Origin of the sequence: Blattabacterium sp. (Cryptocercus punctulatus) str. Cpu, assembly GCF_000236405.1 — a bacterium.
GTDB classification, from domain to species: Bacteria; Bacteroidota; Bacteroidia; order Flavobacteriales; family Blattabacteriaceae; genus Blattabacterium; species Blattabacterium punctulatus.
The window spans coordinates 589333-605745 of the sequence record NC_016621.1 but is presented as its reverse complement, the minus strand read 5'-3'; the positions used below and the strand labels follow the sequence as shown (position 1 = coordinate 605745).

At 21.6% G+C, this 16413-nt stretch carries 12 protein-coding genes and 1 pseudogene; 9 read left to right on the top strand and 4 right to left on the bottom strand.

Going from position 1 to position 16413, the window contains the following annotated elements; genetic code table 11:
* Positions 1-175 precede the first annotated feature (175 nt).
* The 6 genes and pseudogenes from folK to BLBCPU_RS03035 all read left to right on the top strand — a co-directional run bounded on the left by folK (position 176) and on the right by BLBCPU_RS03035 (position 7966).
* Complete coding sequence (gene folK, locus BLBCPU_RS02900) at positions 176-721, top strand: 2-amino-4-hydroxy-6-hydroxymethyldihydropteridine diphosphokinase (RefSeq protein ID WP_014246505.1); 546 nt, start codon at positions 176-178, stop codon at positions 719-721.
* Positions 722-740: 19 nt separating this feature from the next.
* The gene (locus BLBCPU_RS02895) at positions 741-3182 is read left to right on the top strand and encodes a putative LPS assembly protein LptD (RefSeq protein ID WP_014246504.1); all 2442 of its coding nucleotides are present in this window, start codon (positions 741-743) and stop codon (positions 3180-3182) included.
* 223 nt (positions 3183-3405) lie between these two features.
* A complete protein-coding gene (locus tag BLBCPU_RS02890) occupies positions 3406-5109 on the top strand; it encodes an OstA-like protein (RefSeq protein WP_014246503.1) in 1704 nt (567 codons plus the stop codon).
* A gap of 50 nt (positions 5110-5159) precedes the next feature.
* Positions 5160-6305, top strand: a pseudogene (locus tag BLBCPU_RS02885) (aspartate aminotransferase family protein).
* 29 nt (positions 6306-6334) lie between these two features.
* Positions 6335-7078, top strand: coding sequence for a tRNA pseudouridine(38-40) synthase TruA (truA, locus tag BLBCPU_RS02880; RefSeq protein WP_014246501.1), 744 nt, complete (start codon positions 6335-6337; stop codon positions 7076-7078).
* A 705-nt stretch (positions 7079-7783) separates the two neighbouring features.
* Positions 7784-7966 carry an ABC transporter ATP-binding protein gene (locus BLBCPU_RS03035; protein ID WP_050798157.1) on the top strand — a complete coding sequence of 61 codons (183 nt, stop codon included), beginning with the start codon at positions 7784-7786 and terminating at the stop codon, positions 7964-7966.
* A 147-nt stretch (positions 7967-8113) separates the two neighbouring features.
* Here the strand turns inward: BLBCPU_RS03035 and BLBCPU_RS02870 are convergent, their stop codons facing one another.
* A complete protein-coding gene (locus tag BLBCPU_RS02870; protein WP_014246500.1) occupies positions 8114-9343 on the bottom strand; it encodes a peptidylprolyl isomerase in 1230 nt (409 codons plus the stop codon).
* Between the two features lie 71 nt (positions 9344-9414).
* Between BLBCPU_RS02870 and lptB the strand changes: the two genes are divergently transcribed.
* Entirely contained in the window at positions 9415-10155 is a 741-nt protein-coding gene (gene lptB, locus BLBCPU_RS02865; RefSeq protein WP_014246499.1) for an LPS export ABC transporter ATP-binding protein, read from the top strand.
* 2 nt (positions 10156-10157) lie between these two features.
* Positions 10158-10805, top strand: a complete 648-nt coding sequence (locus tag BLBCPU_RS02860) for a thiamine diphosphokinase (RefSeq protein ID WP_014246498.1) — start codon at positions 10158-10160, stop codon at positions 10803-10805.
* Between the two features lie 10 nt (positions 10806-10815).
* On the opposite strand, the gene BLBCPU_RS02855 is transcribed toward BLBCPU_RS02860, so the two are convergent.
* The gene (locus BLBCPU_RS02855; protein WP_014246497.1) at positions 10816-11355 is read right to left on the bottom strand and encodes an NAD(P)H-dependent oxidoreductase; all 540 of its coding nucleotides are present in this window, start codon (positions 11353-11355) and stop codon (positions 10816-10818) included.
* Positions 11356-11370: 15 nt separating this feature from the next.
* The gene (gene mdh / locus BLBCPU_RS02850) at positions 11371-12303 is read right to left on the bottom strand and encodes a malate dehydrogenase (RefSeq protein ID WP_014246496.1); all 933 of its coding nucleotides are present in this window, start codon (positions 12301-12303) and stop codon (positions 11371-11373) included.
* Between the two features lie 82 nt (positions 12304-12385).
* Here mdh and gcvP point away from each other — a divergent pair, with 82 nt between their 5' ends.
* Entirely contained in the window at positions 12386-15268 is a 2883-nt protein-coding gene (gcvP, locus tag BLBCPU_RS02845; protein WP_014246495.1) for an aminomethyl-transferring glycine dehydrogenase, read from the top strand.
* Positions 15269-15274: 6 nt separating this feature from the next.
* On the opposite strand, the gene tsaD is transcribed toward gcvP, so the two are convergent.
* On the bottom strand, positions 15275-16309 hold the full coding sequence (gene tsaD, locus BLBCPU_RS02840; RefSeq protein WP_014246494.1) for a tRNA (adenosine(37)-N6)-threonylcarbamoyltransferase complex transferase subunit TsaD: 1035 nt from the start codon (positions 16307-16309) through the stop codon (positions 15275-15277).
* Between the last annotated feature and the right edge of the window lie 104 nt (positions 16310-16413).

Sequence of the window (16413 nt, the reverse complement as noted above, 5' to 3'; positions counted from 1 at the left end):
TAATCTTTTTTATTGATATTTTTTTTATTATGATATGAATTCATCATAATATAATATATAAATTATTAAATAATATTAAAATATTCACTCAATTTAATTAAAAATATTTTTATAAATAAATCTTTAAAATAACATATATAAAAAAAATATATTTAATTAGTATATTGTATAACAAATGTCTTTATTGAAAGAGCACAATGTTTTTTTATTACAAGGAAGTAATAAAGAAAATAGAAAAAAATATTTAGATGAATCTTTAGTTTTAATTTCCAAAAAAATTGGAAAAATTATTCAAAAATCTTCTTATTTTGAAAGTGAAGCTTGGAGTATGAACAAAGATACATATCCTTTTTACAATAGGGCTTTACATGTAAAAACATTTTATTCTCCTATTGATATTTTAGAAAAAATTTATGATATCGAATTTTTTATAAATAAAAAATCTATAATGAATAAAAAAGTAAAAGATCAATCATCCCAAAATAAAAAATTTTATAAGGATAGAAAAATTGATATAGATATTTTATTTTATGATCAAATTATAATACATAGTTCTATTTTAACTATTCCACATTCTTTATTACATCTTCGAAAATTTGTTTTAGTTCCTATGTGTGAAATTTTACCAAAAAAATATCATCCTATATTTAATATTACTCTTTTAGAAATATTAGGAATATGTGAAGATAAATTAAAAATAAAAAAAATAGAATTTGAATAGATTATTTTTATATATCCTGATGTATACTATAAAAATTTATGTTATATGCAAAGTATATATAATTAAAAAAAAATATTATTTAATTGAATTTTTTTTAAAAAACTTGATTAAGTTGTATACAAATAAATGGATTTCTATATCCACAATAATATTCTTTTTTTTTCTATATACTATTTTTATTTATGCAGAGGAAGAAAAAAAAAAAGAGGAGCTAAAAATAATTGATGAATCTAAAATTGAACCCTATTTAAATTTGAATAATATAACAAAATTAAAAAATATTGTTATAAAATATCGTTCAAATGTACAAGAACATCATATAGATGATGGAAAATCTTATTTAGATGGAAATGCATTTATAGAATATCTTGATACAAAAATTAAAGCAGATCGTATAGAATTAAATTGGAAAAATGGAGATTTATATGCTATAGGTAAAAATAAAAATGTAATTGTTATCCAAAAAGGAGATAATCAATATTATACGTCTAGACATTTTCACATAAATTTAGATAATCAAAAATGGAATGCTGATAATGTTTATATACAAGAAAAAGATTATGTTATTATTGCAAAGGATATAAAAAAGGAGAATGATTATAGTTTAATGAAAAAAGTGATTTATACAGCAGATCCATTTTTTATAGAAAAAAAAGATAAAATTCCTGATTTTTATTTAAAAACAGATTTCTTAAAATATTTTCATAAAAAAAAATATGTTATTACTGGCCCCGTATTTTTTTATTGGTATCAAGTTCCAATTCCTATAATTTTTCCATTTTTATATATTCCTTTGAAAAAGGATAATAGTAAAATTTCTTCGTTTGGAATTACCTATCCTAGGTTTTTGATTCAAAATAAGAAGATAACTATAGAAAATATAGGATTTTATTTTCCTATTTCCGATTATTTGAATTTTTTAATTTCTAGTTCTATATATGGAGGTAAAAAATGGAAATTAGAAACAAAAATGGAATATAAATTTAAATATTTGTATAATGGATCTATTCATTTTAATTATCAATATTTATCAAATAAAAAATTTGATTATCAATTTAAATGGAAGCATTATAAAGATTATAATTCAAATTCTGAAATAAAATTTAACGCAGATATAAACTATTATTTCGATAATTTTTCTCCAGTTAATTCCATAAAATATGAAGAAATGAATATTTCTAATATTAGTATAAAAAAAAATTTTCAAAATTATTTTTTGAATATAGATGCATCTATCATTCAAAAAAGGAATAAAGGAATAATGCAATTAAAAATTCCAGAAATTAGTATTTCTATGCGACAAAAACCTTTTTTTATAAAAAAACGGTTTTTTTATCCATTAATTATGGATTATCATATATTTGCACATAATTATATAGAATATTATTCAATTCTTCCTTTACTAAAAAAAATAAAACAAAAAATAGATATCCAAACAGGTATCAAACATACTATAAATATTTCTACCTTTATTCATGTTAATCCTTATTTTAAAATTTATCCAAGAATTCATTATAAAGGATATTCTACTTGGAATTTGAATTCAGGTACCTCCACCTTATTTCAAAAAACAGATGCATTCACAGATATATTATTTTCCTCTTTAGAAGGTTTTTTAAAATTAAATAATAAGGATTTTTTATTAAGACATAAAATGGATCCTATAGTTTCTTTTAGAATTAAATCTTATTTTCCTTTAAATCAAAATAATAAAAACAATCTTATTGAAAATAGAATCATTTTTATATTAAATAATAATTTGGAATTAAAAATAAAAAATAATAAAAATTTAAAAGATTTTACATACAAAAAAATAAAAATAATTGATCTTTTTCAGGTAAAAACTTTTCATTTTTTTGATAAAAATTCTTTTCATTTAGAAAAATTCTATTTTATGGGTTATACTAATTTTACGAAATATTTAAAAATGAAATATAAAGGGGGGATAAATTTATATGAAAAACGGAAATACAATACTTTTTTATTTGATAGTAGAAAAGAAAAAAAAAGAATGTATTTTAATTTTTCCTTTCATGAAAATATTGAACATGAAATAAATTTTTTTAATAATAAATCTGAAAAAAAAGGAAAAAATCGTTATGAATACTTTTTATTTGATAAATATCATTATGCAATATATCCAATTCCATTGAATTTGAAAATTGATTTAAATTCAACTTATGAAAATTATTTTAATCAAAAAAAATTATTCAATGTTTTTTTAAGTATAAATGGATCTATAAATTTAACAAAATATTGGAATATAGAAATAAAAACGGATTACAATTTATTAAAACATCAAATAAGTTTTTTAAAGTTAGTTTTTTACAGAGATTTGAGAAGTTTTAAAATGAATTTTGATTGGGTACCTATAGGTGAAGATCACTATTGGTCTTTTTTTATTGGAATAAAAGATCCAAATTTAAATAAATTATTACAATATAATGAAATACATCATTAATAAAATGAAAAAAAATAATTTTTTATTTTTATATAGACAAATTACTATTGATCCCAAAACTAAAAATTTAATTTATAAAACAATAGAATGATAAAAAGCTATAATTATTTTTTCATAAAAAAATTTATAGATTACCAAAAAATTTAAATATAGAAATATATTAAATCGCATAAAGACATTTAAAAAATGAAAATAAGTTTTTCATTATCTTACTAATGAATAAATGAGTTCTAAATATTATTCTTTATTAATTATTCTATTATTCTTCCTTAATATTGAAAATTCTTTTAACAAGAATCTTCAAAAATCGATAAAATTAATTCATGCCGATTTTATACAAAAAGAAGATAATGATGATACTGTTTTTTTAATAGGTCATGTTCATATTAAACATAAGGAATATCAACTTTTTTGTGATAAAGCTATTTATAAAAAAAATAATAAATTTTATGGATATGGAAATGTTCAATTAAAATCAGAAAAAAATAAAATTTTTTCTAAAAAAATAGAATATTCCGAAAATATGAATAACCTAAAAGCTTCCGGTAAAGTAATTTTAGTTCAAAAAAATATAAAATTAACAGCAAATATTATTAATTATAATTTTAAAAAAAAATTTTTTCAGGCAATCCAAAACGTAGTTTTATTATTAGATGAATTAAAATTATATACCAATATTTTAGAATACGATCTTAATTTTAATAAGATTTTTTATAAGAAAGGAAGCACTATTTTTTATAAAGATTATAATATATATAGTAAAGAAGGAAGTTACTTTCCTTTAAAAAAAAAGGCAAAATTAAAATATGAAGTCAAATTAATTAGTAAAAATTATACGGTATATTCCAATTCAATAGAATATCTATTTTCAATAGATAAAATAAAATTTTATAGCCCTACCATAATAATAAATAATAATAAAATAGAAAATTTTTTCTATGCTAAATCAGGTGATTTTTTTTATAAAAAAAAAATATTTTTTTATCCAAAAGAATATTGTAGTCTTCATTATAATGATAAAATTATAAAAGGAAAATATTGGTTTTTCGATTATAAGAAAAAAAGTGGCTTTATTAAAAATATTTTTTTTGAAGATAAAAAAAAAGGATATTTTTTTATAGGAGATAATGGAAATTTTGATTTATACTCTGGATTAATTTTTTTTAAAAAAAATATCGTATTTATAAAAATAAAACCTAAAGAGGATACTTTTTTTATTTATTCGGATAAAATAAAAATAAATTTAAAGAATGAATCTATATTATCAATTCAATTTTTTCCTGTTATAGGTTTTTTTTTAAATGAAGAACTTCAAATAAAAAGTTACTCCTTAATATATGAACCGTCAAATAAATCAATACAATTTAATGGTAATCCCATTTTTTGGATAAAAAATCAACAAATCACTGGAGATTCCATTTTTATTCATTTTAAAAATGATTTTTATTTAGATTATTTGAAAATAATGAAAAATGCTTTTTATATAAAAAAAATAAATTCAAAAGAATTTAATCAGATAAAAGGAGAAATTATGATAGGTTTTTTTGATAAAAAAAATGTTTTAGAACAAATTTTGATTAAAGGTAATGCTAAAAGCATTATTTTTCATTATAATAATTCTTCATTGTATAATAATAAAAAAATAATCAATAAATCATCTTGTGGAATTATATATGCAAATTTAGAAAAAGGAAAAAAAATAAAAAAATTTTTTTTAGAAAAATCTAACTCAAAATTATTCCTTCTATCTAACAGTATATTTGAAAAAAATTTATTTCTTCCTCAATTTTCTTGGAAAGAAAAAGAAAAATCTAAGAATAAAAAATACTTAATCTATGAAAAAATTAAAAAATATAGAAAAGAAAGTTTAGAAGAAAAAAAAGAAATTGAAAAATTAAATAAAAAAAAAAATAATATGTATGAATAAATTAGAGAAGGATTTTATTCGATATCAAACTCAAATAATATCTAATCCTAATGAAAATTTCAGTAGATTATGCAGATGGAAATTATATTTATGATAAAGATGGAAAAAAATATTTAGATTTTGTTTCTGGACTTTCTGTAAATACGTTAGGACATGAAAATAAAAAATAAAAAATAAAAAAATCTATAAAAAATCAAGTAGAAAAATATTTACATACTATGGGTTATGGTCAATTTATACAGGACCCTTGTGTAAAACTTTGTAAAAAACTAGCAGAGATTACTCGATCTCCATTAAATAAAACTTATTTAGTTAGTTTTGGAACTGTAGCTGTAGAAGGAGCATTAAAATTAGCAAAATATTATACAGGTAGGGAAGAGATTGTTTATTGCAAATTATCTTATCATGGAAGTCCCATGGGATCCATGAGTATTATGGAATATGAAAAAAATAAAAGACCTTTTCGCTCTCTTCTACCATTGGTAAAATTTATAACATTTAACCAAATAGATGAATTTATTTACTCTATTACAGATAAAACCTCTTGTGTAATTTTGGAAACAATCCAAAGTTATTCTGGAGTGGTATTACCTAATAATTTTTTTCTAAAAAAAGTAAAAAAACAATGTAAAAAAAGAAATTCTTTAATGATACTGGATGAAATTCAAACAGGATTTAAAAAAACAGGAAAGTTTTTTGCTTTTGAACATTATGGAATTGTACCTAATATTTTGATAATGGGAAAAGGAATGGGGGAAGGTATTCCGATTAGTGGTTTTATTATGTCCTCAGATAAAATTATGAAATATTTTTCTGATGATGTTCCAATGGGTCATTTAACAACTTTTGGAGGAAATTCAGTAGCTGCTTCCGTTTCTTTAACTACATTCAATCAACTTATTCATTTTAAGATTATTGAAAAAGTTTCTATCAAAAAAAAATGGATTAGAAAATATTTAGTTCATGATCAAATAAAAAATATTCATGGAAAAGGACTCCTTTTATCTTTTGAATTAAAAATCAAGAATCATGTGGATGAAGTATTACAATCTTGTATAAAACAAGGATTAATTATTTTTCGTTTTTTATTCCATAGTAAATTTTTTCGTATTTCTCCTCCATTGACTATTACGAAAAAAGAAATTAAAAAAAGATGTTCTATTATTATAGAATGTTTGAATAACTTTAAAAAATAAAATATTTTTTTATATTTTTCAAAAATAAAATGAGATTTTTTATTGAATTAGCTTATAATGGAAAGGATTACTATGGATGGCAAATTCAAAATAAAGTTAACTCTGTAGAAGAAAAATTAGAATCTTGTTTATCCATATTATTAAAAACTCCTATAAATATAGTAGGAGCTGGAAGAACAGATAAAGGTGTCCATGCAAAACAAATGTTTGCGCATTTTGATATTGAAAAAAAAATAAGCAATAATTTTATTAAAAAATTAAATATTTTTTTGCCTAAATCTATTCATGTATTCAATATTTTTCCAGTAAAAAAAAATATTCATGCTAGATTTAATGCAATAAGTAGAACCTATAAATATTATTTAACATATAAAAAAAATCCTTTTTTTCAAGATTTTTCTTGGTATTGTTTTTATCCATTAAATATTAAACGTATGAATGAGGCTACTAAAATTTTAATGAAATATAAAGATTTTAGTTCTTTTTCTAAAAAAAGAAATGAAAAAAAAAATAATATATGTGAAATATACGATGCAAATTGGTTAATAAAAAACACTTATTTTTGTTTTACTATTGAAGCCAATCGATTTTTAAGAAATATGGTAAGGTCTATAATTGGTACATTAGTTGATGTAGGAAGAGAGAAAATTAGTATAAATAGATTTATAGAAATTATAGAATTAAAAAATAAGGATTATTGTAGTAAAACGATTCCACCACCCTATGGTTTATTTCTTTATAAAATTATTTATCCAGAGGATATTTTTTTATAAAAAAAATATTCCTTAAAATAACTTTTTAAGAATAAGTTTAAATTATAAACTGATTTTAATAACAATAATTAATATTTTCTATATTAATATCTTTTATATCTGCTTATCGCCCTAAATTGATATAGAAAACTATAGATTTTTATATAGTTTATAAATACTTTTTTGGTCTTAAAAATATTTTAATATGGATTATTTTACTTTTTCTTTTAGAAAGTTTATTTCATTTTCTTTTATTATATTTATCCAATATTATTGATCAAAAAATTGTTTAAAAAATTAAAATTATTTTATTTTAAAAGTTATTATCTTTTAAAACTTCTTTATTTTTACAAAACTCCAATTGGTAAATAGATATCCTATTATGTTTCGGATATAGAAATTATTATTGTATAATATTTAACGATGGTATACATATATCTGGAGATATTTAAAAATAATAATGATCGTAATTATGATGTATATAGTGCATAAAAAATTATCTATTATTATTTTTTTTACTATTCCATTTATATATTTTATTACTCATTTTTTTCAAAAAACATTAAAAAAAACTTTTTATGAAAACCGTGTACAAACTTCACGTTAAAATATTTTTTTACAATAAAAAATAGTAATAATGTTTATTATACAACTTTTCCATAAAAAAAATAATTATTAGGTAATATACGAATAAAAAAATTTTTTTTAAAATATTTCCTGGAAAAAATGTTAATTAGGGGGGCCACTAGTTCTGGTAACTATACCATTATACATTTAATTTCCAGATTATACGAGATTAAAAAAGGAAAAATTTTAATTGATGGATATAAAATTAAAAATATTGAACTTTTAAATTTAAAATCTCATATAATAGTGATCACAAAAGTAGAAAAAATGGAAAAAAAATAGGAATAAATTAGTTCTTAAATAATGGAGTTTTTATATAGAAAAAGGCCCCGATCTAATTCAATTCAATTAAATGTATATTATGCATAATAATTATATTATAATAAAAAGAAACATAATAATATAATTTATGTTATGGACAAACCCTTTTTAAGTAAGTTTTTTTAATTGAATTTTTACCCAATTTTTAATTTTTTCTTCTTGTTTAAGAATCTTTATCAAATTTTTTAATTCCGTATAATCTTTTTCCAAAGAGATTGGATGAGAAGGTATTTTTTCCAATAATTTAACAATAAAAAAAACTTCTTTTCCATTTAAAATTTCTTTATACGTATCAGATATTTCTCCATTTTTTAAATGAATTAAAGATTTTTTCATTTTTTTTGATAGATCTTTTTCTTCTATACATTTTTTTTTCCATATATAAGAATTTACTACTATTTGATTATTATTTATTGGATTTTCATCTTGGATAGTTTCGAAAAAAATTTCATGATTTATTAAACGATTTTTGATTAAATCTACAAATTTTTTTGTTTTGGTTAATTCTTCCTTTGTATATTTAGGTTTAATTAAAATATGCCTTATATCTATTTCATCACCTTTTTTTTCTTCTATTTTCACTAAGTGAAATCCTAAATTTGTTTCAAAAGGTTCAGATATTTGTTTTTCTTTTAGAGCATAAACTACACGTTCAAATTCTTTTGGTATATTTTTCTTTTTTAATCCATTAATAATACCACCATTCCATGCCGAAGAATAATCTTCTGATAATAAAATTGCTTTCGTCGAAAAATCTTTATCAGAATGAATTTCATTTTTGATTTTTTTCAAAAAATTAAAAATTTTATTCCGGTGTTTTTCAATTAATTTTGGATAAAAAATCATATAAGAAATACATATTTTTTTTGGAATTATAGGTAATTTTTCCTTTTTTTTATTAAAAAAATATTTTACCTCTTCAGGAGAAACTTCTATATCGTCTATTATTTTTTGATAAAATTTTTCTATATATTGATTATTTTTAATAGTTTCAGTGAATTCTTCCAAAAATTCCTTAGTATAATAATTTTTAGTATTTACCAAATTTTCTTCTAATATATTAGATACTTTTTTTTCTAATTCTTGATCATAAATATGTAAATTAGGATCTTTTTTTGCATAATAAAGAATTAATTTGTGAATTAATAAATTTTTTAATCCTTTACATGGAGAAATATTTTTATTATAATCTAAATAATTTTTTATCTCGGAATCTAAGATTATTTCATCTCCTATTATAACAGAAATACCATTTACTTTTTCTAATTCTATAGCAAAAGAAAAATTACAAAAAATTATCAAAAAAAAACTAAACTTAAATAAAATATTTTTTATCATATTACATAATAAATATAAATTTGCAATTTAACAATCAAATTGATTTTTTAAAAATAAAAATTGTTATAATCATGGTTTTGATAGCGAAAAATATATACAAAAAATATAAAAAAAAAAATGTTGTAACAAATGTTTCTTTTTGGTTAAATCAAGGAGAAATAGTTGGTTTAATTGGGCCAAATGGAGCAGGAAAAACAACTTCTTTTTATATAATTGTAGGACTTATTCGTCCAGATCAAGGACAAGTACTTCTTAATGAAGAAGATATTACTAATGATCCAATATATAAACGATCTAGAAAAGGTATTGGATATTTAGCACAAGAACCATCTATATTTAGAAAATTATCTGTAGAAGATAATATTTTATGCATATTAGAAATGAAAAAATATTCTTATAAAGAAAGAAAAAAAAAAACCGAACAACTTCTTGAAGAATTTGGATTACAATATATACGAAAAAATCGTGGAGATCTTTTATCTGGAGGAGAGCGTAGAAGAACTGAAATTGCTAGATGTTTAGCTTCAAATCCAAAATTTATTCTTTTAGATGAACCTTTTTCTGGAATAGATCCTATAGCGATAGAAGAATTACAAAAAATTATTATTTCTTTAAAAAATAAAAAAATTGGTATATTAATTACCGATCATAATGTACAAGAAACTTTTATAATTACGGATCGTCTTTATTTAATGTTTGAAGGAAAAATATTGAAACATGGACCTTCTAAAGAATTGATAGAAGATTCTATGGTAAAAAAAGTTTATTTAGGAAATTATTTTATAAAAAAAAATCATAAAATCATAAAATAAAAATGGATCATCGATTTCAAGGTCCAGAAGTTGGATTATTTCTTAATGGTACCCCACCTCATATTTATTTTAAAAAATATTTTTTTTACAAAAAAATATTTGCAGTTGATGGAGCCTTTTACTATTTAAAAAAAATGGGTATCCGAGTAGATTCTATTATTGGAGATTTTGATTCATTTTTAAAAAAAAATTTTGTAGAAAAAAAAAATAAATTTTTTGAAATTTTTGAAACTAGAGATCAAAATTACTCCGATTTTGATAAATCTTTACGAATCATCCATTCTAAAGGATATTTTAATATAAATGTTTGGGGGGCTAGTGGGAAAGAACAAGATCATTTTTTAGGAAATCTATCAACTGCTTTAAAATATAAAAAAAAATTATCCATAATTTTTCATGATAATTATCATTATTATTTTTTTTCTGATAAAAAAAATTTTTTTTATCAGAAAAAAAATAAAAATGGGTTTCTCTTTTTCCCATTTCCAAAAGTAGAAGGATTATTTACTCATGGGTTAAAATATCCTATTAATAATGGATTATTGAAAATTGGTCAAAATATAGGTATCAGAAACGAATCTACTGAACTACTACAACGAATCGAAATAAGTTATAAAAAAGGAGAATTATTAATTTTTTTAGAAAGATAATAATATTTTTTTATTGTATCCATTCATTAATACTAAAAATAATTTTATCTATATAATTTTCCAAAAAACATGATTTTCCGTTCATTTGTTTTACCCTATGTATTGAAATATGAACATATCCATGATAAATCATATTACAAATATAAGCTGTTTGTTGAATAGGACGTAAGAATTCATCTATAGTAAAATTATTTTTTTCTCCTGCATGAAATGTTTTTTTTTCTGATCCAGTAGTAATAGATACTAATAAATGTTTTCCAGAAAGAGATTTTTTTTTATATAATTTTGTAAAAACTTGATCTTTCCACTCTTTTAAAAGAGATGGATAACTATACCAATAAAATGGAAATTGAAATACTATAAATTTTGTATTCAAAATAATCCTTATTTCTTCCTCTACCTTTATTTTAAAATCAGGATAAATATTATATAATTTTCGTATAATGATATTTTCTTTGTATTTATGATGAATATTCTGTATAATTTTTTTATTTAAAATAGAATTTTCTATATTAGGGTGAGCTACTAAAAATAAAATCTTATTTTTCATGATTCAATCAAAAATTTATAAATTGATATTATTCAATTTTTTAATCATATTTTTTATATGATTAGCAGAATTTTTTAAAAGTAACATTTCTTCTTTATTCAATTGTAATTCTATTATTTTTTCTATTCCATATTTTCCTAAAACTACTGGTACTCCTAAATACACATTTTTTAAATTATATTCTCCATTTAAAAAAACAGAACACGATAAAATTCGTTTAGAATTTTTAATAATAGCTTTTACCATATTTACAACAGAAGCACTGGGAGCTATCCAAGCTGATGTACCTAATAAATTTACAATTTCCCCACCCCCATTTTTAGTTTTTTCAATAATGATTTGATTTTTTTCCTTCGATAAAAATTCTATGATAGGAATTCCAGATATTGAAGTATATCTATATAAAGGTACCATAGTCTCTCCATGCCCTCCTAGTAATAAAGTTTGTATATCATGAGGAGAACAATTTAATTCTTTTGATAAAAAGAAACGATATCTAGTTGAATCTAATATTCCGGCCATTCCCATAACCCGAGAAGAATCTATTTTAGCTGTTTTATAACATACATAGGTCATCACATCCAATGGATTAGATACTATTATAAATTTTGCATTTGGAGAAAAATAAATAGATTTTTTAGTTACAGTATGAATAATTTTTGCATTTATATTTACTAAATCATCACGACTCATTCCTGGTTTTCTAGGAAATCCACAAGTAATAATAATTATTTCAGAATTTTTTGATTTTGAATAATCATTAGTAATACCAATAACATGAGTATTTGATCCAACAAGAGGTAACATCTGAGATATATCTAAACTTTTTCCTTCAGCTAATTTTTCTTTTATATCCAATAAAACAATTTCTTCAACTATATCTATTTTAGCTAATAAACTGGCACATGAGGCTCCTATATTTCCTGCTCCAATAATAGTAATTTTCATTTTGAATTTTTTTATATATTAATATAAAAAATTTTTATAAATTTATCTAACTTTACTGAAGTTAAACACAATTTCTATTTTTATGAATGAGGATTTTTTTATAAAAAAATTCTATTCCAGACATATAGGCCCATCTTGTGAAGAAATTCACGAAATGTTGAAAATATTAAAATACAAATCTATAAAAGATTTAATAAATCATACTATTCCAAAAGAAATACGTTTAAAAAAACGATTAAATCTACCAAATGCAATCTCTGAATATCAATATTTAAATCATATTTATAGAATCAGTAAAAAAAATAGAATTTATCGTTCTTATATAGGATTAGGATATAAAAATACTATAACTCCAGCTGTAATTCAAAGAAATATTTTAGAAAATCCAAATTGGTATACCCCTTATACTCCATATCAATCCGAAATATCTCAAGGCCGTTTAGAAGCCTTAATTAATTTTCAGACTATGGTTTCAGATATTACTGGAATGAAAATTAGTAATGCTTCTATGTTAGATGAAGGTACAGCTATAGCTGATGCTATGTTCATGATTTATAAGGAAAGTTTAAAAATAAAAAAAATACAAAAAAACTTTTCCTATTTTTTTGTTTCAGATGAAGTTTTTCCACAAACATTTTCCATTTTAAAAACAAGATGTTATGGTTTAGGAATAAAGTTGATTAAAGATTTTCATGGAAACTTAAAAAAATATAAAAAAAAAAAAATATTTGGATTATTACTTTCTTATCCGTCTCCTTCAGGAGAAATATATGACTACCGTGAAATAGTAAAATATGCAAAAAATAAAAATATATCAGTAATAGTATCCAGTGATTTATTAGCCCTAACTTTATTAAAACCTCCTGGAGAGTGGGGTGCTGATGTTGTTGTAGGATCTAGTCAATCTTTTGGTATACCTATGGGTTATGGGGGGCCACATGCTGCTTTTTTAGCTACTTGTGATAAATATAAACGATTTCTTCCAGGAAGAATTATTGGAGAATCCATGGATAAAAAAAATAAAAAAGCATTTCGTATGGCTTTACAAACAAGAGAACAACATATAAAAAGAGAAAAAGCTACTTCTAACATTTGTACATCACAAGTATTACCTGCTATAATGGCTTCTATGTATGCTTTATATCATGGTCCAAATGGATTAAAAATAATTGCAGAAAATATTCATAAAAATACTAAAAAATTAGAATGTTTATTGATGAATACTATTGGTGATAATATTCATCAAATGAATATATTTTATTTTGATACTCTTAGAATAAAAATAAAAAATTCAGATTTTTTTTTCTTAAAAAAATTAAAAAAAATATCTGAACGTAGAAAAATTAATTTCAGATATGTAGATAAAAATTATTTAACAATTACTTTAGACGAAACAACTTATGAAAAAGATATTAACCATATTGTTTCTATTTTTCATCAAGTTAGTAAGAAAAATATCAAAAAAAAATTTATAGAAAAAGAAAAATATAGAATTCCCAATTTTTTAAAAAGAACCTCTAATTTTTTAGTACATCCAATTTTTCATAAGTTTCATTCAGAAAATGAACTGATGCGTTATATCAAAAGATTAGAAAAAAAAGATCTCTCTTTAACCCATTCTATGATGCCTTTAGGATCATGTACTATGAAATTAAATTCTTCTGCAGAATTATTCTCTTTAAGCCAATATGAATGGAGAAATATTCATCCTTTTTCCCCTAAAAATCAGACAAAAGGATATCAATTTATTATTAAAAATTTGGAAAAATATTTGAAAGAAATAACTGGTTTTTCTGGAGTTTCTTTACAACCAAATTCGGGGGCTCAAGGAGAGTATGCTGGACTTATGGTAATTAAAGCTTATCATGAATCATTACACGAATATAAAAGAAATATAGCCTTAATTCCTACTTCATCACATGGTACTAATCCAGCTTCAGCAAGTATAGCTGGAATGAAAGTCGTTTTAATTTTTACTAAACAAGATGGATCTATCGATGAAAATGATTTGTTAAAAAAAGTAAAAGAAAATAAAAATTTAATATCTGTATTAATGATAACTTATCCATCTACTCATGGAGTATATGAATCAAATATAAAAGAGATAATAGATCTTATTCATGAGTATGGAGGATTAGTTTATATGGATGGAGCAAATATGAATGCACAAATAGGATTAATTAAACCAGCAGAAATTGGAATAGATATATGTCATATTAATCTACATAAAACTTTTGCTATACCTCATGGTGGAGGAGGGCCTGGAATGGGACCAATTTGTGTTGCACCTCATTTAAAACCATTTCTTCCTAATCATCCTTTTCAAAAAAATTCAAATCAAAAAAATGAATTAACCATTTCATCATCTCCATATGGATCTTCTTTAATTTTAACAATTTCTTATGCATATATTCGTATGTTGGGTCCAGATGGACTTAAAAAGTGTACGGAAATATCTATCTTAAATGCTAATTATATAAAAAATAAATTAAAAAAATTTTATAAAATATTATATGTTGGTAATAATAATACAGTTGCACACGAACTTATTATAGATTGTAGAGTTTTTAAAAGTATTGAAATAGAAGTAATAGATATAGCAAAAAGAATGATGGATTATGGATTTCATGCTCCTACTATATCCTTTCCTGTAGAAGGATGTATGATGATAGAACCTACAGAAAGTGAATCTAAAGAAGAATTAGACCGTTTTATTGAAACACTTATAAAAATACGTGAAGAAATCTATGAAATAGAAAAAGGTCTATTTACGAAAAAAGAAAATGTATTAAAAAATGCACCTCATAGTTTAGATATATTAACTGGAAATAATTGGATATATCCTTATACTAGAGAAAAAGCTGCTTATCCATTGAATTGGGTTAAAGAAAGAAAATTTTGGCCATCAATAGATCGAATTGATGATGGATATGGAGATAGAAATTTAATTTGTAGATGTACTTAAAAATTTTTAGAATTTTTGAAATTTTGTATATGGAGTTACATTTATAGAATCAAAAAAATTTTTTTTGTATTTAAATAGTCCTGTAATAGCTATCATAGCTCCATTATCTATGGAATATTTTTTTTTTGGAATAAAAATTTCCCATTTTTTATTTTTTTTTGCAAAAAGAATAAAATTACGTCTAATTTCATTATTAGCGGAAACTCCTCCTGCTAAAACTATTCTAAAAATTCCAGTTTTTATAGTTGCTTTATGTATTTTTTCCAAAAGTATTTCTGATATAGTTCTTTGCACAGAAGCACATAAATCTGCTAAATTATTTTTAATAAATAATGAATTTTTTTTTGATTTTTTTTTAATAAATTGAAAAATATGGCTTTTAAATCCACTAAAACTAAAATCTAATTCATTCACATTTTGGTTTTTGAAAAAATTAAATTTTTTAGAATATCCACTTTTAGAAAAATGATCCAATAATGGTCCTCCAGGATAATAAATACCCAACATCCTAGCTATTTTATCAAATGCATCTCCTACAGAATCATCTAAGGTAGATCCTAGAATTTCCATTTTAAAAAAATCATTTACTTTTATTATTTGGGTATGCCCCCCACTAATCATTAAACATAAAAAAGGAAATTTGGGAAAAGAATTATTGATATTTGCATTTTGTATAAAATGGACAAGTATATGTGCTTGTACATGATTGACAGTTAATAAAGGAATTTTTAATCCAATTGAAAAAGATTTTGCAAAAGAAGCTCCTACTAATAAAGATCCGATTAATCCTGGGCCTAAAGAAAAAGATACAGCATCAATTTCATATTTATCTATCTTTGATAAAGAAATAGCTTTATTTACAGCTAAATAAATATTTTTATCATGAAATCTTGAAGCTAATTCAGGAACTACCCCCCCATATTTTTTATGAATTTTTTGACGGATAATTACATTAGATAAAACTTCTCTATTATTAATAATAGAAACAGCGGTATCATCACATGTGGATTCTATGCCAATAATAATAAGTTTTTTTTTCATAAAAAAAATAACAATATCTTTAGAAGAATTAAAAAATGAATTAATTTTTTTTTACAAAAATTTATTTTTCAAAATAAAAAAATATTTTTATTTTGTATAATAGT